An 18788-nucleotide genomic window follows, 5' to 3' on the forward strand; every position below is an offset into this window, starting at 1 on the left:
GGACCTGACGCACCGCGCCCCTTAGCTTGAAGAACGCGAAAGCCTTGTCCAGCTTGAAGAAGAACCTAAAAAATAGAAGCAGAACTCTAGAAATGAGGAAGGGTCACCTAGACCCTTTTTAAAGAAGCCTCATCGGAATCGCGAGGCTTTATACAAAACAAATCAGCTAATCGCGGATTACGGGCTTTAAGAAAAACACACTCTGCCAAAATAGACGTGTGTGTTCGTAGTTCATGGCCCTGAAGTCTTCTTTTGAAAAAATCGAAGATACAAAAAAACGAGTCAGATCACTTTGAAAACCTGTCGAAATCGGGTCAATGGCAGAGTAAACGATCTCATGCAGGACGAGGGCGACTTTATTGACGTCATCCAGACGATGCCACATCTTGCGATCGATACGAATCGCGTTCACCCGACGTTCGGCAAATTGCACGAGCGGATAGCCCTTCCAATGACCATCAACGAAATTATCATCTGTGGTTAACACCAAGGGGCCCTCGACCAATTCCCACTGCAGGCGACGAGCGGTATTATATAAATGCATCATCACTTCTGGAGAAAACTGATTCAGGTCGATGAGTTTTCGATAAATCTTTTCGCGAGGAAAAGACGCCGGAAACAGACGGAAGACGGCTTCTTTTTTCAGTCCTAATACGAAAGTTGTTTTTGAAGGTAGGGAGGCATCATAAGGCGAGCGCTCCAACAGATCCAGAAGATAGGCTTTTTCACCAACGACAATCCCCTTTCCGCCATTGCTTTCTCGATTTTCAAGAGTCCCCGCCGTGGCCACGAAAGAAAACATCAATATGAAAAAGAAACCTAAAGTTTTCATCAGTAGCTCCCTAAGTTTTGTTAATGAGCGGGTAAAGTGAAATGCTCAGTTGGTAAATCTGATCTTTCTCGTCGCAGTCATCCAGAAATTGCCCCAGTTTACGACGGAATTGTTTGATCATTTTTTTGGCTTCAAGAAGTTTTTTTGCACTGGTTGCCATCATCATCGATGACTGATCTCTCTCTTCAAGAGTGAACTTTTCTAAGGCGCTATGCGCCCGAATTAAAATTTCGGATTGCATTTTTCGATGAGCTTCCGACGCGCGAGTTTCGCTTAAAATGTCGGTACTGAAACCCTCGGAAGTGTCGAACCAGCGACCCTTTTCGTCGATCTCTAAAAGCCCCACACGCATCAGTCGATCGCGACACTCGGCCGCTTGTTTTTCACTAATCCCCACGGTCTTTGCGACCCATTTAAGATCCGGCTCAAAGGACTTCAGCTTCATCAACTCAAGAACTTGGTAATGAGTGATGTCTGAAATTATTTTGAAAGAATCTTCGGAGATCTGCTTGTAAGGAACAATTTTCTTCGGCGTTACCGGAAGAGCTTTACGACGATATTTATTTGCCTCTACTACTTTATAGCGATCAATTTCTTCGGCGCTCAGTCGCAGTTTTTTGCCGATACGCTCTACCAACTCGGGATGCACCGGGCGTTCATTGCGCAAGATCTTAGATAAACGCGAGTTGTCGACATCAATAAACAAAGCAAAAGAGCGAAGGGAATATCGAGGATTCACCTTCTTCTTGGCGTCAAAAGTGAACCGCAGAAATTCAACGAAATCTTGCTTTTGCTTCACATCATTAGTCATGCGGGCAATCAACCGTGCGTACAAGCACTTGTCAATAAGCGGGTACGTTTAACGTACCCAAGTTCTAGAACCACAAAGAAATTTCAGGGACAAATGTACTCGAAATCCGCTACAGATCTGCAATCTACGAAAGACTCCCCGGAATTCTCGTTGCTAAAATGAGGCCTCAACGCTCACAAGGATAGGCATCGTGAATTCAAATACCGTCGTACTCAGACGCAGTTCTCCCCTGACCCGCGAAGAAGTTCGCGCTCTTCTGGAAAGCCTCGTGCAGGCTTTGGTTCCCCAACCTGGAAGCATCCGTGTCAATTACACCCAGGCAGAAAGAACGACGATCTATCACATCGATTGCCCTAAAGAATGCATTGGGCACCTCATTGGAGCTAAGGGTCGTACCGTCTCGAGTTTACGAACACTTCTCACGGCCATCACCGCGGGACACGGCTTCCGATCGATCATTGAAATCCCCTTCTACGAAATATAGGAGATTCATGGGGTTTGCCCCATGCGCCAAAGGCTCGATACGTTGACCCTTTCTGCCCCTCTCTGTAGAGTAATGGCACTTGTCGCAGGACTTTCCTAACCCCTTGAAATGGGTTGATAAATTCTCCAAAAGAAAGTTCTGCTTAACAGCTAAGCATTGGCAGGAAAGGGAGTATCCTTGGATACAAAAACAGAAACAAAAGCCGGCATCAGCAACTTAGATCAAGAGGCCCTTCATTATCACCAAATGGGCAAACCAGGAAAAATCGAAGTTATTTCTTCGAAACCCTGCATGACAGAAAAAGATCTGTCGCTGGCGTACTCACCAGGCGTGGCGGCTCCTTGTAAAGTCATCGCTAAAGACCCTGCTAAAGTTTACGACTACACAGCCAAAGGAAACCTTGTCGCGGTCATCTCAAATGGTACGGCCGTTCTGGGCTTGGGAGATATCGGACCTCTTGCAGGAAAACCTGTGATGGAAGGTAAAGGGATTCTTTTTAAACAGTTTGCGGGTATTGATGTTTTCGATATCGAAGTGGCGACGAAAGATGTGAACGAATTCTGTAATGCGATTCGCGTGCTTGAGCCTACCTTCGGCGGTATCAACTTGGAAGATATCAAAGCGCCAGAGTGTTTCGAGATTGAAGAGCGCTTGAAAAAAGAAATGAAAATCCCTGTTTTCCACGACGACCAACATGGAACGGCGATTGTCTCCGGTGCGGCTCTTCTGAATGCCTGTGAAATCACGGGTCGTAAAATGCAAGACATCCGCATCGTCGTGAACGGCGCAGGGGCTTCTGCAAATTCGTGTGCGAAGATCTTTATAGCGCTGGGTGCTCGCCGTGAAAACATCATCATGTGTGACTCTCAAGGTGTCATCTATAAAGGCCGTACAAACGGCATGAACAAATACAAAGAGTTCTTTGCTTCTGAAACTGAAGCGCGCACACTCAGTGAAGCCTTAAGAGGCGCGGACGTTTTCGTCGGCCTTTCGGTTGCGGGCGCTTTAACGCCGGAAATGCTGAAAGATATGGCCAAAGATCCTATCATCTTTGCCATGGCAAACCCTGAGCCCGAAATCACTCCTGACAAAGCCCGTGCAGCTCGTCCGGATGCCATCATTGCCACAGGCCGCTCTGACTATCCAAACCAAGTGAACAACGTTCTTGGCTTCCCGTCTATTTTCCGTGGTGCCCTGGACACACGTTCGACACAAATCAATGAAGAGATGAAACTCGCGGCGGTTCAAGCCTTGGCGAAGTTGGCGCGTGAAGACGTTCCAGACAATGTCTCTGCGACCTACGGTGGTAAGAGCTTTAAATTTGGCCGTGAATACTTAATTCCAAAACCTTTCGACACGCGCGTGTTATTGTGGGTTGCTCCGCAAGTAGCAAAAGCCGCGATGGACACTGGCGTTGCCACAAGAAACATTGAAGATTGGGATGCTTACCGCAACTCTCTAGAAGCTTTGCAAGGTCCTTCGAAAGTCTTCATCCGTTCTGCGATCAATCGCGTTCACCAAAACTCCGCAGCCGCTGGCGGTGAACTTCCAAAAATCGTATTTCCCGAAGGAACAAGTTCTAAAGTCCTTAAGGCCTTGGCGGTTTTGGTTGAAGAAAAAATCTGTCAGCCTATACTTCTTGGTTATCCCGAGCGCGTAAAAGAAAAAATCAATGCCTTGGATATTCCGGCATTAAAGAACGTGCCGGTGATTCACCCTTCGAATTATCCGAAATACTACGCTTATGTTGAAAAGCTTTATTCTTTAAGACAGCGTAAAGGCATCAACTTGCGTGAAGCAGAACGCCTCATGGCTGAACCAAACTACTTCGCGGCGATGATGGTTCACATGGGTGATGCTGACGGTATGGTGAGTGGCGCATCCATCAACTATGCTGATGCTGTTCGTCCAATTTTGCAAACTATCGGCGTTTATCAAAATGGCGTTCCTGCGGGCTTGAACTTTATTCTTCTTGAAGACAAGTTCTTGGTTCTTGCTGATACAACAGTGAACTTTAATCCGTCTGCAGAACAATGTGCTCAGATCGCTATTCAAGCGGCGAAGATTGTTGAATACTTCGGTATTGAGCCGCGCGTGGCGATGCTCAGCTACTCAAATTTCAGTGGCTCTAGCGGAACACCGAACAAGATGAAACAAGCCGCAGAGATCGTTAAGAAGCTTCGCCCTGGCATCATGGTGGATGGCGATATGCAAGCCGACACGGCCGTAAATCCAGAGATCATGGAAAGACTTTTCCCATTCTCAGATCTTAAAGGTGGAGCCAATGTTCTTGTATTCCCGAACCTGGAAGCTTCGAACATCGCCTACAAGTTAATCCAACAAGTAGGTAAAGTCGAAGTGATCGGACCTTTCCTCACGGGAGTTAGACGTTCAGCAAACGTTCTTCAAAGAACAACGACAGTGGATGGCATCGTGAACTCCGTGGTGTTCACGGCACTGGAAGCTCAGTTTATCAAAGAAGTTTTGAAGTCACGTGGTAAGTAATCTTATTTGGCTCTTCCTCAGGCTGGGAGCCACCTCTTTTGGTGGCCCGGCTGCTCATATCGCCATGATGGAGGAAGAGTTTGTTCATCGCCGTCAGTGGCTGACACGCGAAAAATTTCTGCATCTTCTGGGACTGACTCAACTTATTCCAGGTCCGAATTCGACCGAGATGGCCATGCATATTGGCTATACACGCGCAGGATGGAAAGGTTTCTTTTTAGCCGGTCTTTGCTTCATTCTGCCCGCCTACTTTCTAGTTTTAGGCGTCGCGGTTCTTTATCAAAGATACGCAAGTCTTCCTGACCTTCAAAGCTTTCTTCTAGGTGCGAAGTCCGTCGTTATTTCTGTTATCGCCCTGGCCCTGTGGCGTTTTTTAAAAAGCAGTTTTGAAGTTGAAAAGGCTCCGGATTTTTTTGCCTCCTCTTTCTGGAAAAAGAAACAAAATATTCTTCTGACCTTCATCTTTTTGGCAGCGCTGTACATGAAGTCGAAAGACGTTTCTGAAATCGTCATCCTTTTAAACTGTGGCTTGATTTCACTTTTTATTTCTCGCAGTCCTTCATTTCACACGCGAGAACTAGGAAGTTTATTTTGGGTGTTTTTAAAAATCGGATCCCTTCTGTTTGGAAGTGGATACGTCTTACTGAGCTTTTTAAAGACAGAGTTGATTGAAAAAAGAAGCTGGATTACAGAGACCCAACTCTTGGATGGAATTCTTGTCGGACAATTCACTCCAGGTCCCGTTTTCACGACGGCGACTTTCTTAGGATATTTAACCGATGGCTTCGCGGGTTCGCTCGTTGCTACGGTCGGAATCTTCCTGCCCGCCTTTGTATTCGTAGCCCTGACGATTCCTTTTTACTCGAAACTCGAGTCTTCTTTCACCGTACGGATGATTTTGAATGGCGTGGTTGTCGGATCGCTGGGACTTCTCACCTACACTCTTATAGTCTTAGGTCGAGATGTCTTTACGAGTGGACTTCTGAGTGGGCTTGCTCTTATCGCATTTTTAGCGCTGATAAAAACAAAAACTCCCAGCTCTGTTTTGATTTTGTTAGGCGGATCTTTATCCTATTTTTTCAGCAAAATTTAACTTTGTCGGCATTGTCAGTTGTGCTACTCTTAAGTCTAGGAGCTCCAAGAATCGGAGTGACATACTTCAGGGAGGATTGTTTTAATTGACTAATCAAGCCCATGTATCTGCCCAGGATAGAGTCATCGTCATCGGCGTCGGATTAAAGACCGAGCCACTCACCGAAATTAAAGAAAATCTATTGGAACTTGAAGAACTCGTCTCTGCCGCTGGCGGCGAAGTCGTGGGTTCTATTATTCAAGTTTTGCCTCAGTGGAATCCTGCGACCTTGATCGGCACAGGAAAGGTTGAGGAAGTGGCCGAAATGGTCCGCGACAGTCGCGCGAACATCGTCGTGATGGACCATCAGCTGTCTGGCGTTCAACAACGTAACTTAGCCCAAGTGGTGAAAGCCCGCGTGATCGACCGCAATCAATTGATTCTGGATATTTTCGCGCAACGTGCGCAGACCTTTGAAGGAAAACTTCAAGTGGAACTTGCACAGTTGCTGGATCAGATGCCCCGCATGGTCGGTGCTTGGTTAGAATCTTTATCACGTCAAGGTGGTGGTATCGGAACTCGTGGTCCGGGTGAAACCGCCCTTGAAAACGACCGCCGTCGCATCCGTGAGCGTGTTGCGATTATTAAGAAAAAACTTGAAGGTGTTCGCAAAAACCGCGCGCAACACAGGCAATCCCGACGTCGTCATGAGATCCCCTCCTTTGCCCTGATTGGCTACACGAACTCTGGAAAAAGCTCTTTGCTCAATCGGCTCACCGGGGCCCAAGTCATGGCAAAGAACCAAGTGTTTGCGACTTTGGATCCGACGACACGCAAAATCTTCTTACCCGACGGACCTCCCGGCGTTGTCACGGATACGGTGGGATTTATTCGCAAACTTCCCACACAGTTGATTGAGGCCTTTAAAGCAACACTGGAAGAATCTTCCGATGCCGATGTCCTTTTGCATGTTATTGATCTTTCTTCACCTAATATGGAACGCCAGGTGGAAGTTGTTGAAGCCTTGATTAAAGAATTCAACTGGCAGGATAAAAAAATCATCCACGTGTACAACAAATGTGATGTCGCGCCTTTAGAAAGACAATTTAGAGTGAAACACTATCCACGTGTTTTTGTCAGCGCTTTAACTGGTCAAGGTATTGAACAGCTTAAAAAACTGATGGCGCAAACAGTGAGCGAGATGCAAACCGATGTGCAGCTTTACTTCCCACGTTCTGAAGAATACAAAATCTTTGATTTGGGACGAGAAGCGCAAATCACTCGCAAAGAGACAGCAACTGAAGGAACCGTGTGCTACACCCAACTGACTCCGTCACTGCTGAATCGTTGGAAAGACTATATCGTAAAATAATGAACGTCTGCTCCTGGGACACTCTGGAGCAGAATCTTTCCTAAAGCCCGACCTAGGTCTTTAACTATGCCCACTTTTTCCTTAATGTTCAGAAGCACTCACCGATAAGGCCAAGGTGAGGCTATTCTTATTTGCATTTCTTTTTACGATTTTAATGACCGACGCCGCAAGAGCTCAGCACGCCTGCATTAATGATAAAGGTGGCATTAAAGGCGTTCAAAGCCAGTCTATTAATAAATCCTTTGAAAGCTCGAGAGATCCTTTAACTTTGGATTATCAACTGAGCACGAATGGCATGCCTCGAACTCCCGGGTACTGTGCCCGCTGCGCGACTGCGAAACCCAATCAAGTTCAGGCCTTAACCGATCATCTTCAACAGGTGGTCGCAGAGGTTACACAGACAAAGAAAATCAAACGCTCTTGCATTGAGGCCTCCCTTCAACGCGAAGTTGGTAACACCGGTTACACTTGCACCGGTGGAACAAAAAAAGCCTTTGATAATGCAGGATCATCAGCTCCCTGCCTCAACCAGAATGTCGTCAACTTCATTCAGTTCGCACTTAACAAAGCAATCAACTGCCTGTCGACAGGAAGAGATCCTATCGACAGTCGTTTCATTCTTAAAAAAATCAATAATGAAACGGCCTTTAACTTTTTCTTGGCCTACAACGGCGGCGTCGGAATCGGACAACTGACATCGAATCCCGTGAAAGAAATCGCGGGCTGGAAGGAAGGTAAAACCTTCCATGAAGGTAATGCTAAGCATGTCCTTGAAGGTGTTTTAGACAGCGCCAACCCAGCTTGTGCTCCGTTTGCTGAGATTTTAAAAAATGAAGATGAAAAGGCTCCACCCCTTCCCGGCTCTCCAAAAAATTACTGTAAGTGGGTTAGCCCTGGCGAAGGTATCGGTCGAAATTTAATCTATGCCTTAGGTTATTATGTCTATATGCGCGACGACGTGATCCGTCCAGCGATTGAGAAGCGCGCGCCTAACATGGCTAAGAACAGCGACCTTGTAAACTATTTTACCTTAGTAGCTTACGGCCCTGGCGGCCCAGCGCAATCATTAGCCATGATTAAAAACTTCCGCCTTTCTAACAAGTCCAACCCGCAGGATATAAGAACTAAGATTCTTAAAAACAGCGGCTACGTCAATCAGACTGAACAGAAGATGTTAGAACTTTTGGGACACTTAAAAGAAGAACCATATTCCGCTGACGACAAGAAAGGAAATACATGTATCGAATAATCCTTCTTGTCTGCTTTCTGTACACTCCGGCTTTTGCTAAAAACAAGACTGTTCAGGATTTTTACACCGAATCCGAAACCCTACTGCAAAAAGCACAGTCAGCAAAAACACTTCAGGAAAAACAGAGTCATCTAAAGTCTTTGGAAAAATCCTTGAAAGCGTCTTTGCAAGAATACGAAAAAGAAAATCCCGAAGAAGCCAAGGGCGAAGAAAAAGAAGTGTCTTTACTTGAAAGCACTCTAGAGCCTGTTTTTGAATTGAAAGACAAAAAGTCCCTGACACCCAAAGACTGCGAATCAAAAAAACAATTTATCATCACCGGCGACAGCATGGGACGCCCCGAAGAAGCGCCACGAACAAAAACAGCGCAAGAGGCCTTGCGCTGGATCGATGTTCTTTGCAAATAATTTAAATATCAGCCTTGCTTCTGTTTAAGACGATGTTCACGACGGGTTTTCGCAGCTTCGAAACGGCGACGATCGTCGTCTGTCTCTACAGTTAAAGCTGGAATTTCAGTAGGCTTCCCGTTAGAACCCAGGGCCACGAATGTACAATAAGCCGAAGCGGTATGAAATGTTTCGCCCGTTTTAGGATTTTCCGCATCGACACGAACGCCGACTTCCATAGAAGTTCTTGAAGTGTAATTCACACTCGCCTTCAGATTCACCACCCAGCCTTTATAGACTGGAGCTACGAAATCCAAACGATCAATACTCGCAGTTACAACTTCTTTATTAGAATGTCTTTGCGCTGCAATTGCGGCGGCGATATCGATCCAGGACATGATCGTTCCACCAAAGATAGTCCCTAAAGAATTCGTATGAGAGGGTAAAACCAATTGAGTCATGATGACTTGAGAAGCGGAAACAGGCTTGGCGTTTTTCAAAGTTGAGTTCCCTTCAGAAAAAAACAAAGCGCAGGATAGCTTAGACCAAAGTCACCGCCGCCTGCGCTCTTAGAAATCCTAATCAATTAAGATTAGATTCCACCCATACCGATGTCAGAATTACCACCACGGTTCAATCCGCCACCTGGAAGAGTTGTAGTACCACCCGCAACTGTCGCAGATCCTGCTGGGATCGTTTGAGTCGCGTTGTTATTGAATGCAGTCGCTGCAGCTGCACTTTGGTTGTTGTTTTCAGCGCGAACTTCGCTCTCAACAAAACCAAGGTGAGGTAAGCACCATACGATCAACTGTGCACGAGACTTAACATTCATTTTTTTATAAATGTTTGTGAGGTGAAATTTTACTGTTTTTTCAGTAACAAAAAGCTGATTCGCAACTTCCTTGTTGGACAAGCCCTTTGAAACAAGTTCAGCAACTTCTGCCTCTCTGTTTGAAAGACCTTTTTGAATGAGGACATCTCTGAGCATCCTTGCTCCCTCCCGCTAAATTGTTTTTAAATCCGTCTAAACCTTGTACGCCACCCAGGACTCATGTCCAAAAAGTAGCACGACCACCTGTAATAAAGTCTGACAACAATTTTTAGAATTCGCAATAGGTTTGGACTCTAGTTTTAAAAAACTAGACCGATATGTATGGTGATTTTACAGGGTTTCACCTTTTCAGGAGATATTATGTTTCCCACAAATACGAAGTTTTTGGTCGTCGATGACTTCGCAACTATGCGAAAAATCATTAAAAAAGTGCTAAACGAGCTAGGTTACACAAACGTCGAGGAAGCCGACGACGGTAAAACAGCCTTACCAATGATCCAGGCTGCAAATGATGCAGGACAGCCTTACGGCTTTATCATCTCGGACTGGAATATGCCAGGAATGCAAGGTATCGACCTTTTGAAGGCTTGCAAAGCCGATCCTCGCTTTAAGTCTACTCCTTTCATGCTTGTAACAGCAGAGTCTGAACAAAAGCACATCCTTGAAGCTGCGAAAGCCGGCGTATCTGATTACGTTGTGAAACCTTTCAATTCGGCGACGCTTAAAGGAAAAATGGAGCGCGTTTGGGCGAAACACAATCCTTCTTCACAAGCTAAAGCTTCTTAAGAGCTGGAGTTATAAATGTCAGCTGCACCAAAAGTGGAAACACTCAATCCCCTTTTCGACAAACGTCTTATCAATGCGTTCGTCGACGGGGTTATTAAAACTTTAAAAACCATGGCGCAAACAGATGCATCTCCAGGCAAGCCCTTCATCGAACCTCAGTTCGTTTTGAAAGGTGAAATCGCAGGGATGGTCGGCATGGTGGCTCCTCCTCTTAAAGGAACTCTTCTGATCTCTTACGGCAAAGACAGTATCTTCCATATTTTGGAAAACATGCTGGGCGAAAAGTACACGACGATTAATGGCGAAGTGTCTGATGCTGTCGGCGAAATGACGAACATGATCTATGGATCTGCTAAAACGACATTGAACCAATTGGGTTACAATTTCGAAATGGCAATTCCAACAGTGATCTCAGGTGACTTTAAAATCAGCCACGCTGATAAAGGCGCTACCCTGGTTATTCCTTTTAATCTTACCAACGGCTCTACTTTCTATGTGGAGATAACGGTTCAATAATGAAACCCAATTCAGGTTCTACTGTTGATGTTCTCATCGGGAGTCCCCGGGACTCCTTCTGGGAAACAGTCAAAGTAGTCCTGAAAGGGTATTATCCCTACCAGCTCAAACACTTTCGCAGTGTTGATGAAGCTTTAGAAACCACCTCTGACACTTTCACTCCGGTCTTAGCGCTTATCGATGGTCAAGATGGCACTGCAAAAACCAATGAATGGGTGCAGTCCACAAAAATGAATTATCCCGACAGTCATGTGATTGTTCTGCACTCTTCAGCCGCTCCTCTTGATTTTAACGTCGTGAAAAAAAATGGCGCGGATGAAATCATGCACATCAATTTTGACCGAGAGTTTATTTCCGACGTTATTCTGCAGCTGGCACCGATTGAAATGGAAGGCGATAATATTCCTATTACCTCGTTAATGCCCGTGGATTTGCGCGATATGGAAGCGCAGGTCACCATCAACTTTGATGTCTATGTTCACCTCCCCGCCAATCATCGCTCCGTGTGTATGCGAAAAGCGGGAGACGTGGTTGACGAAAAACATCTGGATAAGTTCAAAGCCTTAAAACAACAGATGTACATTAAGAAGACGCAGATGAAAGCCTTCTTTGAGTACGCTCGCACGGTGATGAGCTTGCGCAACATTCCGTTGCCAGTCTCGATGACTGAAAAATTTCATCGCTCGAAAAAAGCCATTTACGAAATCATGGCGCAATTTCTTAATGGAGCTGCCACAGATTACTCTGAAGGTAAGATGATCTTGGAAAGATGCCGCAACATCATCGCGGATTTTGAACTTACCAAAGACATGGATGCTCCTGCTATCTTCGATGAGATCTTCCGTTTTACAGGTAACACGCGCACGCTTTATCATGACTGCATCTGTCTTTCAGCTTACGCGGCATATTTCGCCCAGCTTCTAGGCTGGAGTGCCGAGAAGCGCGAAAGTGCCGCAATTGCAGGACTCTTGCACAACATCGGGCTTTCACAGATGCCCCCGACGGTGGGAGATAAGTCGGTGAAAGACTTTTCTGCCGAAGAACTCCAAGCGTACCACTTTTATCCTGAGCGCTCGGTCAACATGGTGAAGGCTAAAAAAGTCCCCTTGCCTCAAGAGATCGCCGACGCCATTGGACAGCACCGTGAAAACAACCTCGGTACCGGTTTTCCAAAAAAACTGAAAGCAGAAGACATTTCTGAGTTCGGTAAATTAATGGCCTTAGCCTATCGTTTTCATGAAATGACGGCTCTTCAAGACGGCCGCCAAGCGACAGCTCCTGTTCAAGCCATGACCCTGCTTAAAGAAAATGCTTTAAGTGGCAATGGTGAACTGGATTTATTGATGACCACCCAGGTCTTCAAAAAATTTAAAGCGTAAAGACTCTTCCGGCTCCGGCATATACTCCGACATATCTTCCATATAATCCGTCGCCACGATATCGCGCAGATCAACTTGCTTATTCTGCCAATCCATCACTCGTAAGACGGCCGCCGAAGACACCAACCCCTCATAGACGTAAAGGAAAATTAAAAGACTTCCCGTCACCCAACGCACATTCGCACGGCTGGAACGGGGCTTAAACTGAACAACCCGTGTTTCTGCCACCCAATCCGCCAAATGAGTGCGATCGTATCTGAAAAAAGCCAGAGCATAAACAGCCCACGAAAAGAAGAATGTCAGTCGTTCTGTCAAAGGGCGCAATACACACTGACGCCAATCCAAGGCTTCGTTCGGATGAGAGAACGGCACCACCTTTAAACCCATAAACCATTTCCCGGGCGTTGCTTGCATCATTACCAAGAAAATGAACTCGTAAATAGCCGGAATTAAAAACATCAACCCTAAAGTGTAAAAAGAAACCGGCACGGGGTCGTCCGTAAAGATCAAAAGAAAAAAAGATTTTAGAAATGGAATATAAAAAATCAAGCGAACGGCTTGGTCTATGCCTTGAGCAATCAAACGACGGAAAGTACTTGGCACATAAACGTTATCCATGTTGTTCCTTTTGCAAATAATCCTGCAACCACGCCAGAGCCTTTTCACGCGAATCCAGGCGACGTTCAAGTTGTTCATTAAAAGCTTCGGCTAAACAGACACCGATGCTTTTTCCCGAAAGCTTTCCCTTTAAGTCTTCGCCATTAAGGTAAGGTTTCGGGAGCTCTGCCCCCCAGGATTCCCAATCATCGAGAATGTTTTGAATAGAAGCGGACTGCGTTCCTTCCGACAATAAAACTTGCAGTGCAAACAAGACTCCCGGATCCGTCAATGCCTGCAACTGTTCACCTCTTCGCTTTTGCAAAAAAGCGGAAGGGTTTTGCCATAATTCCCAAGATTTTAAGATAGCTCTTTGTTCTTTTACTGAAAGACGCAAAAGAGCCACGGCCTTTTCCAATTCTTCGCGCGAGGCTTTGCGCATAAACAAAGAAAGAAAGTGCCAAGTTTCTTTAGTAGGACCGCGGGGCTGCCACGAGTTGTCTGAAAGGCGAAAGGCAAAGAGTTCTTTTAATAGACCGGTCTCTTGCATAACCCTTAAACCCTTGCTGGCGGCTTTTGCCTTTAATAACTTTCCCATCTCGTCGCGCAGTCTTTCACCACTGACGGTGTTCACAAGACTTGCCATGGCACCTATCGCGGTCTGAGTTGCCGAGTCTAAAGAAAAATCCAATTGCGCCACAAAACGCGCCGCTCGAAGAAGGCGAAGATGATCTTCCTTAAAGCGTCGTTCGGCATCACCGACGGTACGTATCAGCTTGATTTTCAGATCCTTCTCTCCGTCGACATAATCCAGAACTTTTTTTGCCACCAGATCATAGAAAAGGGCGTTCACTGTAAAATCACGGCGTTTGGCATCTTCTTCAGGTGAAGAAAATTCGACATGGTCAGGGCGACGGCCATCTTTATAGTCGCCATCGGTTCTAAACGTCGCCACCTCAATATCGGCGTCGCCGATAATCACTCTCATCACCCCGAAGACTTTTCCCACGTTGACAGTCTTTTCAAACAGAGCTTCGATTTGATCGGGAGTCGCATTTGTTGCCACATCCAAATCATTAGCGGTAATACCCAAAAGAGCATCCCGAACACAACCTCCGGCCAAAAAGGCTTTGTAGCCAGCCGCCTGCAATTTGTGGTAAATTGCATTCACCGCGGGCCAATGAGGATGAGTTTCCAAAAGATGCTGAACTTGCGACATGGAAACAGTGTAAGTTAAAGAAGGCCTTGAAAGAAAGAGTTTGTTCGTGACGCCACAGGAGATGACCTCTCTTATTGATGAAACTTTGCAGGAATTGGGATTTTCCCATTTCGGCTTCACGTCTTTAAGCAAACCTTTAAGTTTTGATTATTATAAAGAGTGGCTCAACGAAGGCCTTCATGGTGACATGAAGTACCTCGAAGATCATGCCCCCATTAAAGAAGAGCCGCAAATCAAATGGCCTCGGGCCCGCAGCGCTCTGGTCTTTGCTATCCCCTATTACCCCCACCCGGAAAAGAAAGCTGATTTTCCGTTAAAACAGGCCCGAGTCAGTCTTTATGCTCAAGGAATGGATTATCACTTTTGGTTCAAAGCTCGCATGGCCGAGCTCTGTAAAAAGTTGCAAGAAATTTTACCAGAAGAAGAGTTTCTGCCATTCACTGACAGCAGCCCTGTTTTAGAACGAGATCTCGCCAAACGCGCCGGCTTAGGATGGGTTGGAAAGAACACCTGCCTTATCCATCCCAAAAAAGGCAGCCTGTTTTTCATCGGAGAAATCTACACGTCGCTGGATTTAAATACCACATTTGAACCCCTGCCTGATTTTTGCGGCACCTGCCGTCGTTGCATTGATATCTGTCCCACCAACGCACTTCTCGAACCGAAAAAAATGGATGCGCGAAAATGCATCTCTTATTTAACTATAGAATCTCGGCAAATTCCCGACGTGGATTTGCGAAAAAAAATCGGTGACTGGTTCTTCGGATGCGATTTGTGCCAAACCGTCTGTCCTTGGAATCAGAAAGTTTTTAAAGGCCAATTAACTATTGAAAAAAGCCTTCAGCTTAGCTCACAAGAAGCGGATGAGTTGAGCGAAGACTTGCGCTACATTCTGACGTCTTCGGGAAAAAAACTGACAAAGGATTTTTTAGGCACGCCCTTAGCACGAGCGGGTTCGTTCGGTTTGAAACGCAATGCCTTGCTCGTAGTGGCCAACCGAAAAATGGTCCATCTGAAAAATGAAGTGAGCGAACTTTTAACACACGAAAAATTGGGAGAGCTGGCTGCCTGGACGCTGGCTACTTTAAACACTGATTAAATTCATCCCGATCTTCTTTTTTTGCAAAAACAATCCCCATTTTTGTTGAATTCAAGATACAGGAAAATGTGTATTTTTTGGCGTCGCCAAAGCCCAAACGCAAACTGTGATAAAGAAGAATCTGTCTTTCCGTCAGCATCACATCAACTCTTTTATTCACTAAGAGCTTCAATCGCTTTTCCACGCCTTGCATTTCTTGATAGTCCGAGAGTCTCTTGATTTCATCCAACTGGGGCTTATCCAAAATGTATTGCGCGTTTTTAAAGGACACCACTCTTCGTCCTTTCAGATGCTCCAATTTCCCAATATGAATATTATTTTCGGCCAAAGTCACAAGGCAGTTTTCAGGCTGAAAGAAGCGCTCGCTTTCAAAAAATCCGGGAAGGGCCGCTGCCGGAATCAAACCTCCGGCATCAATCGCGCCGCTTTTAAGGCGCTCGATGGTACGTGCCGAGGGCATCGCACGGTACTTCGCATTCCACTGGCACTTCTTGAATGCGCGGTCCATGGTTTCAAAGGCAATACCGCGCCCCTGGCCCTCTTCAAAGATCACGTAAGGTTCTTGATTTTCAGGAAAGCCGACGGTGATGTCCCTCGCCTGCGCTTGGAGCGGAAGGTATAAACCCCACACAAGAACAGCGAGCGCCCATTTCACCATTACAACCCCAGTTTTTTCAGGAGATCATCAATCTCAGATTGTTTGAGTTTTTTATCTTTGGTTCCTGTTCCCACACTCATAGAGTATTCTTCGCTAAACTGATTTGAAACCCAGCGCAGTCTTTCAATGAAGGCTTGCGGAATCTTTTCACGAAGAGTTTTACCTTCTTCAAAGATATTATCGATCAAAGATTCCAATGTCTCTGTGGCATCCAACAAAAGAGCGACACAAATGTCGAAGAACTGTTCGTTGTCGGTTATTTGAGACGCTTTGTATCCGACAGCTTTGCAAAGCGCGGCATAGTCAGAAATCATGTGCAATGGATGATCTGCGGGCACCATCATCGCTAAGCTTTTTGCTCCACCCATGATGCGGTCCACATTGTTTCCGTAATCGGCCAGTTTTGTCACTTGAGAGAAGTCGCCTTCTATACTTTCGAGAAGGTCTATCAACTCTTCAATCAAGGTCTTTGACTCGCCCACAAAATCTTCTACAATTTCTTTATCAATCGACATCAACTCACGATAACAATCGAAGGATACAGAGGCAATGGATTATGTTTCTATTCGCGTAAGCACCCTGCGCGGAGATCAAAAGATCGACTTCAACGCTTACGTTAAAATCAACGACAAGATGATCCTCTACCTTCGTCGCGGTGATAGTTTCGAAGGTGAGCGCCTGCAACGTCTTAAGGACAAAAAGCTGCGCAAAATGTACATTTTGACGGACGAAGAAAACACCTACCGTAGCTACCTACAAAAGAATATCGAGATGGCTTACGACAACTCATCCAACAAAGATATTCAGACGCGCGCGGAAATCATTCAAGGTTCTCAACAAAGCAATACCGAAGAGGTGTTTGAAAACCCAGACAACGTCGAATCCTACAACTACTGTAAAGACGCCGCCGGCAAGTACGTGAACTTCATCATGAGCAATGCGCAAGCGACACAAACGATCATGAACATGGAAAACACGGATAAAAACATCGCCCATCACGGTGTCACTGTCTCCACTCTTTCGATCGCATTGGCGCAAAAACTGGGAATCAACGATCCAAAGAAGACACAGCTTCTAACTTTAGGTGCTCTTCTTCATGATTATGGTCATCACAACTCGCCATTAAATTTAAACCAGCCCTTAGATAAAATGAGCCCCGAAGACAAAAAAATGTGGAATCAACATCCCCGCGACGGCGCCCAAAAGGTTCACGATAAAAAACACTTCGATCAAACTGTGATTAATATCATTGCGCAACACGAAGAAACAATTAACGGCGCAGGCCCCAAAGGCATGCGCGAAAAAGAGATGGATCCTCTCTCAGTCATCGTCTCATCGGCGAATGCCATGGACCGTCTGATCACCTTCGAAGGTGTTCCAAAAACGGAAGCGGCTAAAAAACTAATGATTGATCACGTCGGCAAGCACCCGCTTCAGCATTTACAGATGTTGAATGATATTCTGCGCGGAGTTTAGACAATAAGCTTACTGCCGGAGGCAGTAAGCTTTATTCTGACAAGAAATACCCATCCGGGATTTTAGAACACAAAACCCACAGTCAGCATCGGAAACAACTCAGAGACTTTTGTTTTAGAGTCAGCCCCATTAGTTTCTTTGTATTCAATCGAACGATAGGTCAATTCCACACCTACGATCACAGAGCTTGAAACCTCGGATATATAACCAAAGTCACCTTGAAATCCAGAACCCTCTTTGAGGTTGCCGTTTTCAGCTGACACGAGATAGTGACCTTTTAGAAAGAAACCGCTCGCGCCGAAGTATCCTATGGAAGCACCCATCGCACTGCCATCTGCATCCGAGCTTCCAGACTGATCCCGCTTCGTATAGATGCCACCTAAATAAAAACCGTTCCCTTGCAAGTAACCCAGCTTGATATCATAGATGGCTGTTTTACTATCACTGGAGGTTGAATCGTCTTCGACCGTCGAATTATACATGAAGGCGTTCGCGGTTAATAAAACTCCGCTGGACGAGCGTGCTTCAGCCAATGAACCGAGGGCTGTCGCGAAAAGTACAACGAAAGAGAATAAATGAAACTTCATCTGGCACTCCTTTGCTAATAATACTTTTATATTTTTATGATATCGCTACCGACTAAATGAGAAAACTTTTTTTCCCATTCTTCCGCCCCAATCATCGGAACAGCTTCGTCGATTAAAGCCATCTGGATCAGTTGCTCTTTTGTGAACTTTCTATCTTCTTGTAATAAGTCGATAAGCCGTGCTTCATAAAGATCCAGTGCCTTTTCTGTCACGGTGTGGTTTTTATCGCTAAAGACAAAGGCATAAACACCTTTGTCTCGATTTAGAACTGAATTCGCCTGAGACAAAGAAACGATCTGCAAGCTGGGGTTCACAAAGACAAGGCCCGCTTCCGTCGTTCCTAAATCAAAGGGCTGAATTTCGATCCACGCCTTCACCCACTCCCAGTGCGAAAGCTCGCCCAGCTCTTTGTTATCAGGGAATTTTTGTTTTAAGAATCCGACGAAATAACGCCAGTGATCTTGCAAAAGCCAGCTGCTCCATTCCATCTCTTCCAGATAGGTGTCGCGCACACGCTTTGCGGCTAATCCCAAACGCTGCTGCGTCAGGGGGAATATTCGCGAAAACACGGATTCTTGCTCTTTGAGAAAATCAAAGCCTTGCCCCTCTTCGGTCTTTACCGGGCGAAGCCATTGCAGAGTTCTTAAAAGTTCAGCTTGATAAATCGAGTGAACGGATCGTGGGATGTGCTCTTCGTAAGTTTGCAAAACAAACTTTTTTGTTTTCTGCAGCTCTTCCAACTGATGGCGACGAACGGCGCCGACACCCACCACATCCACATCGCGAATGATTAAAACTTCAGCACTAGGCACTTCACCATTCATCGGAAAATAGAGGTTCTCGGAAGCCGTTTCTTTGGACATTAAGAATATCTTATGTGCGCAAACTCATAGGGGCAAGCTACAGGCCCCTAAAATCCCTTAAAAGT

General features: G+C 45.7%; 21 protein-coding genes. 11 read left to right on the forward strand and 10 right to left on the reverse strand.

All coding sequences use genetic code 11. The features are described 5' to 3' along the window. Positions 1-166: 166 nt before the first annotated feature. The gene (locus AZI87_RS12720; protein WP_063207684.1) at positions 167-832 is read right to left on the reverse strand and encodes a hypothetical protein; all 666 of its coding nucleotides are present in this window, start codon (positions 830-832) and stop codon (positions 167-169) included. A 10-nt stretch (positions 833-842) separates the two neighbouring features. Further along, positions 843-1631, reverse strand: a complete 789-nt coding sequence (locus tag AZI87_RS12725) for a DUF4423 domain-containing protein (RefSeq protein ID WP_172795524.1) — start codon at positions 1629-1631, stop codon at positions 843-845. 202 nt (positions 1632-1833) lie between these two features. On the opposite strand from AZI87_RS12725, the gene AZI87_RS18030 reads away from it, so the two are divergent. The 6 genes from AZI87_RS18030 to AZI87_RS12750 all read left to right on the forward strand — a co-directional run bounded on the left by AZI87_RS18030 (position 1834) and on the right by AZI87_RS12750 (position 8732). After that, positions 1834-2127, forward strand: a complete 294-nt coding sequence (locus tag AZI87_RS18030) for a KH domain-containing protein (protein WP_301335617.1) — start codon at positions 1834-1836, stop codon at positions 2125-2127. A 246-nt stretch (positions 2128-2373) separates the two neighbouring features. Next, positions 2374-4632, forward strand: a complete 2259-nt coding sequence (locus AZI87_RS18370) for an NADP-dependent malic enzyme (RefSeq protein ID WP_063207951.1) — start codon at positions 2374-2376, stop codon at positions 4630-4632. Further along, positions 4622-5725, forward strand: coding sequence for a chromate efflux transporter (chrA, locus tag AZI87_RS12735; RefSeq protein WP_063207690.1), 1104 nt, complete (start codon positions 4622-4624; stop codon positions 5723-5725). Before AZI87_RS18370 ends, chrA begins: the two co-directional genes overlap by 11 nt. An 85-nt stretch (positions 5726-5810) precedes the next feature. After that, positions 5811-7076: a GTPase HflX gene (hflX, locus tag AZI87_RS12740; protein ID WP_063207693.1), complete on the forward strand. Its 1266-nt coding sequence runs from the start codon at positions 5811-5813 to the stop codon at positions 7074-7076. 154 nt (positions 7077-7230) lie between these two features. Then, positions 7231-8325: a hypothetical protein gene (locus AZI87_RS12745; RefSeq protein WP_253696786.1), complete on the forward strand. Its 1095-nt coding sequence runs from the start codon at positions 7231-7233 to the stop codon at positions 8323-8325. Beyond that, positions 8313-8732: a hypothetical protein gene (locus AZI87_RS12750; protein ID WP_253696787.1), complete on the forward strand. Its 420-nt coding sequence runs from the start codon at positions 8313-8315 to the stop codon at positions 8730-8732. The genes AZI87_RS12745 and AZI87_RS12750 overlap by 13 nt, the downstream gene beginning before the upstream one ends. An 8-nt stretch (positions 8733-8740) precedes the next feature. On the opposite strand, the gene AZI87_RS12755 is transcribed toward AZI87_RS12750, so the two are convergent. Then, a complete protein-coding gene (locus tag AZI87_RS12755) occupies positions 8741-9172 on the reverse strand; it encodes an acyl-CoA thioesterase (protein ID WP_063207960.1) in 432 nt (143 codons plus the stop codon). A 131-nt stretch (positions 9173-9303) separates the two neighbouring features. Next, complete coding sequence (locus AZI87_RS12760) at positions 9304-9699, reverse strand: helix-turn-helix domain-containing protein (protein WP_063207696.1); 396 nt, start codon at positions 9697-9699, stop codon at positions 9304-9306. A 204-nt stretch (positions 9700-9903) separates the two neighbouring features. Between AZI87_RS12760 and AZI87_RS12765 the strand changes: the two genes are divergently transcribed. From AZI87_RS12765 to AZI87_RS12775, 3 genes are read left to right on the forward strand one after another with little or no spacing between them, the layout of a single operon-like run. After that, positions 9904-10329, forward strand: coding sequence for a response regulator (locus AZI87_RS12765; RefSeq protein ID WP_041873964.1), 426 nt, complete (start codon positions 9904-9906; stop codon positions 10327-10329). Between the two features lie 15 nt (positions 10330-10344). Further along, positions 10345-10845 carry a chemotaxis protein CheX gene (locus AZI87_RS12770; protein WP_063207699.1) on the forward strand — a complete coding sequence of 167 codons (501 nt, stop codon included), beginning with the start codon at positions 10345-10347 and terminating at the stop codon, positions 10843-10845. Then, positions 10845-12224, forward strand: a complete 1380-nt coding sequence (locus AZI87_RS12775) for an HD-GYP domain-containing protein (protein WP_063207702.1) — start codon at positions 10845-10847, stop codon at positions 12222-12224. Before AZI87_RS12770 ends, AZI87_RS12775 begins: the two co-directional genes overlap by 1 nt. Here the strand turns inward: AZI87_RS12775 and AZI87_RS12780 are convergent. Together AZI87_RS12780 and AZI87_RS12785 are read right to left on the reverse strand one after the other, a co-directional pair. After that, positions 12183-12842, reverse strand: a complete 660-nt coding sequence (locus tag AZI87_RS12780; protein WP_081112221.1) for an RDD family protein — start codon at positions 12840-12842, stop codon at positions 12183-12185. The two genes, AZI87_RS12775 and AZI87_RS12780, sit on opposite strands and share 42 nt — an antisense overlap. Next, positions 12835-14040, reverse strand: a complete 1206-nt coding sequence (locus AZI87_RS12785; protein WP_063207705.1) for a CCA tRNA nucleotidyltransferase — start codon at positions 14038-14040, stop codon at positions 12835-12837. Before AZI87_RS12785 ends, AZI87_RS12780 begins: the two co-directional genes overlap by 8 nt. 46 nt (positions 14041-14086) lie before the next feature. Between AZI87_RS12785 and queG the strand changes: the two genes are divergently transcribed. Beyond that, entirely contained in the window at positions 14087-15139 is a 1053-nt protein-coding gene (queG, locus tag AZI87_RS12790; RefSeq protein ID WP_063207967.1) for a tRNA epoxyqueuosine(34) reductase QueG, read from the forward strand. Here queG and AZI87_RS12795 read toward each other — a convergent pair. Then, complete coding sequence (locus AZI87_RS12795) at positions 15120-15797, reverse strand: substrate-binding periplasmic protein (RefSeq protein WP_063207708.1); 678 nt, start codon at positions 15795-15797, stop codon at positions 15120-15122. The genes queG and AZI87_RS12795 overlap by 20 nt on opposite strands. Then, entirely contained in the window at positions 15797-16312 is a 516-nt protein-coding gene (locus AZI87_RS12800; protein ID WP_063207711.1) for a hypothetical protein, read from the reverse strand. Before AZI87_RS12800 ends, AZI87_RS12795 begins: the two co-directional genes overlap by 1 nt. A 34-nt stretch (positions 16313-16346) precedes the next feature. Between AZI87_RS12800 and AZI87_RS12805 the strand changes: the two genes are divergently transcribed. Continuing rightward, positions 16347-17273 (forward strand): HD-GYP domain-containing protein, encoded by a 927-nt coding sequence (locus AZI87_RS12805; protein ID WP_063207714.1) that lies wholly within the window; start codon positions 16347-16349, stop codon positions 17271-17273. A 62-nt stretch (positions 17274-17335) separates the two neighbouring features. Here the strand turns inward: AZI87_RS12805 and AZI87_RS12810 are convergent, their stop codons facing one another. Then, positions 17336-17860, reverse strand: coding sequence for a hypothetical protein (locus AZI87_RS12810; RefSeq protein WP_063207717.1), 525 nt, complete (start codon positions 17858-17860; stop codon positions 17336-17338). A gap of 26 nt (positions 17861-17886) precedes the next feature. Continuing rightward, positions 17887-18723: a hypothetical protein gene (locus AZI87_RS12815; RefSeq protein WP_253696793.1), complete on the reverse strand. Its 837-nt coding sequence runs from the start codon at positions 18721-18723 to the stop codon at positions 17887-17889. Positions 18724-18788 lie beyond the last annotated feature (65 nt).

Source organism: Bdellovibrio bacteriovorus, from assembly GCF_001592745.1.
GTDB lineage: Bacteria > Bdellovibrionota > Bdellovibrionia > Bdellovibrionales > Bdellovibrionaceae > Bdellovibrio > Bdellovibrio bacteriovorus_B.

Coding starts and splice junctions, on each gene's coding strand:
- AZI87_RS12750 (WP_253696787.1), top strand. CDS start 8,313: ATGTATCGAATAATCCTTCTTGTCTGCTTTCTGTACACTCCGGCTTTT.
- AZI87_RS12760 (WP_063207696.1), bottom strand. CDS start 9,699: ATGCTCAGAGATGTCCTCATTCAAAAAGGTCTTTCAAACAGAGAGGCA.
- AZI87_RS12745 (WP_253696786.1), top strand. CDS start 7,231: ATGACCGACGCCGCAAGAGCTCAGCACGCCTGCATTAATGATAAAGGT.
- AZI87_RS12795 (WP_063207708.1), bottom strand. CDS start 15,797: ATGGTGAAATGGGCGCTCGCTGTTCTTGTGTGGGGTTTATACCTTCCG.
- AZI87_RS12810 (WP_063207717.1), bottom strand. CDS start 17,860: ATGAAGTTTCATTTATTCTCTTTCGTTGTACTTTTCGCGACAGCCCTC.
- AZI87_RS12775 (WP_063207702.1), top strand. CDS start 10,845: ATGAAACCCAATTCAGGTTCTACTGTTGATGTTCTCATCGGGAGTCCC.
- AZI87_RS18370 (WP_063207951.1), top strand. CDS start 2,374: ATGGGCAAACCAGGAAAAATCGAAGTTATTTCTTCGAAACCCTGCATG.
- AZI87_RS12805 (WP_063207714.1), top strand. CDS start 16,347: ATGGATTATGTTTCTATTCGCGTAAGCACCCTGCGCGGAGATCAAAAG.
- AZI87_RS12780 (WP_081112221.1), bottom strand. CDS start 12,842: ATGGATAACGTTTATGTGCCAAGTACTTTCCGTCGTTTGATTGCTCAA.
- AZI87_RS12720 (WP_063207684.1), bottom strand. CDS start 832: ATGAAAACTTTAGGTTTCTTTTTCATATTGATGTTTTCTTTCGTGGCC.
- AZI87_RS12770 (WP_063207699.1), top strand. CDS start 10,345: ATGTCAGCTGCACCAAAAGTGGAAACACTCAATCCCCTTTTCGACAAA.
- AZI87_RS12755 (WP_063207960.1), bottom strand. CDS start 9,172: ATGACTCAATTGGTTTTACCCTCTCATACGAATTCTTTAGGGACTATC.
- AZI87_RS12765 (WP_041873964.1), top strand. CDS start 9,904: ATGTTTCCCACAAATACGAAGTTTTTGGTCGTCGATGACTTCGCAACT.
- AZI87_RS12785 (WP_063207705.1), bottom strand. CDS start 14,040: ATGTCGCAAGTTCAGCATCTTTTGGAAACTCATCCTCATTGGCCCGCG.
- AZI87_RS12815 (WP_253696793.1), bottom strand. CDS start 18,723: ATGTCCAAAGAAACGGCTTCCGAGAACCTCTATTTTCCGATGAATGGT.
- AZI87_RS12800 (WP_063207711.1), bottom strand. CDS start 16,312: ATGTCGATTGATAAAGAAATTGTAGAAGATTTTGTGGGCGAGTCAAAG.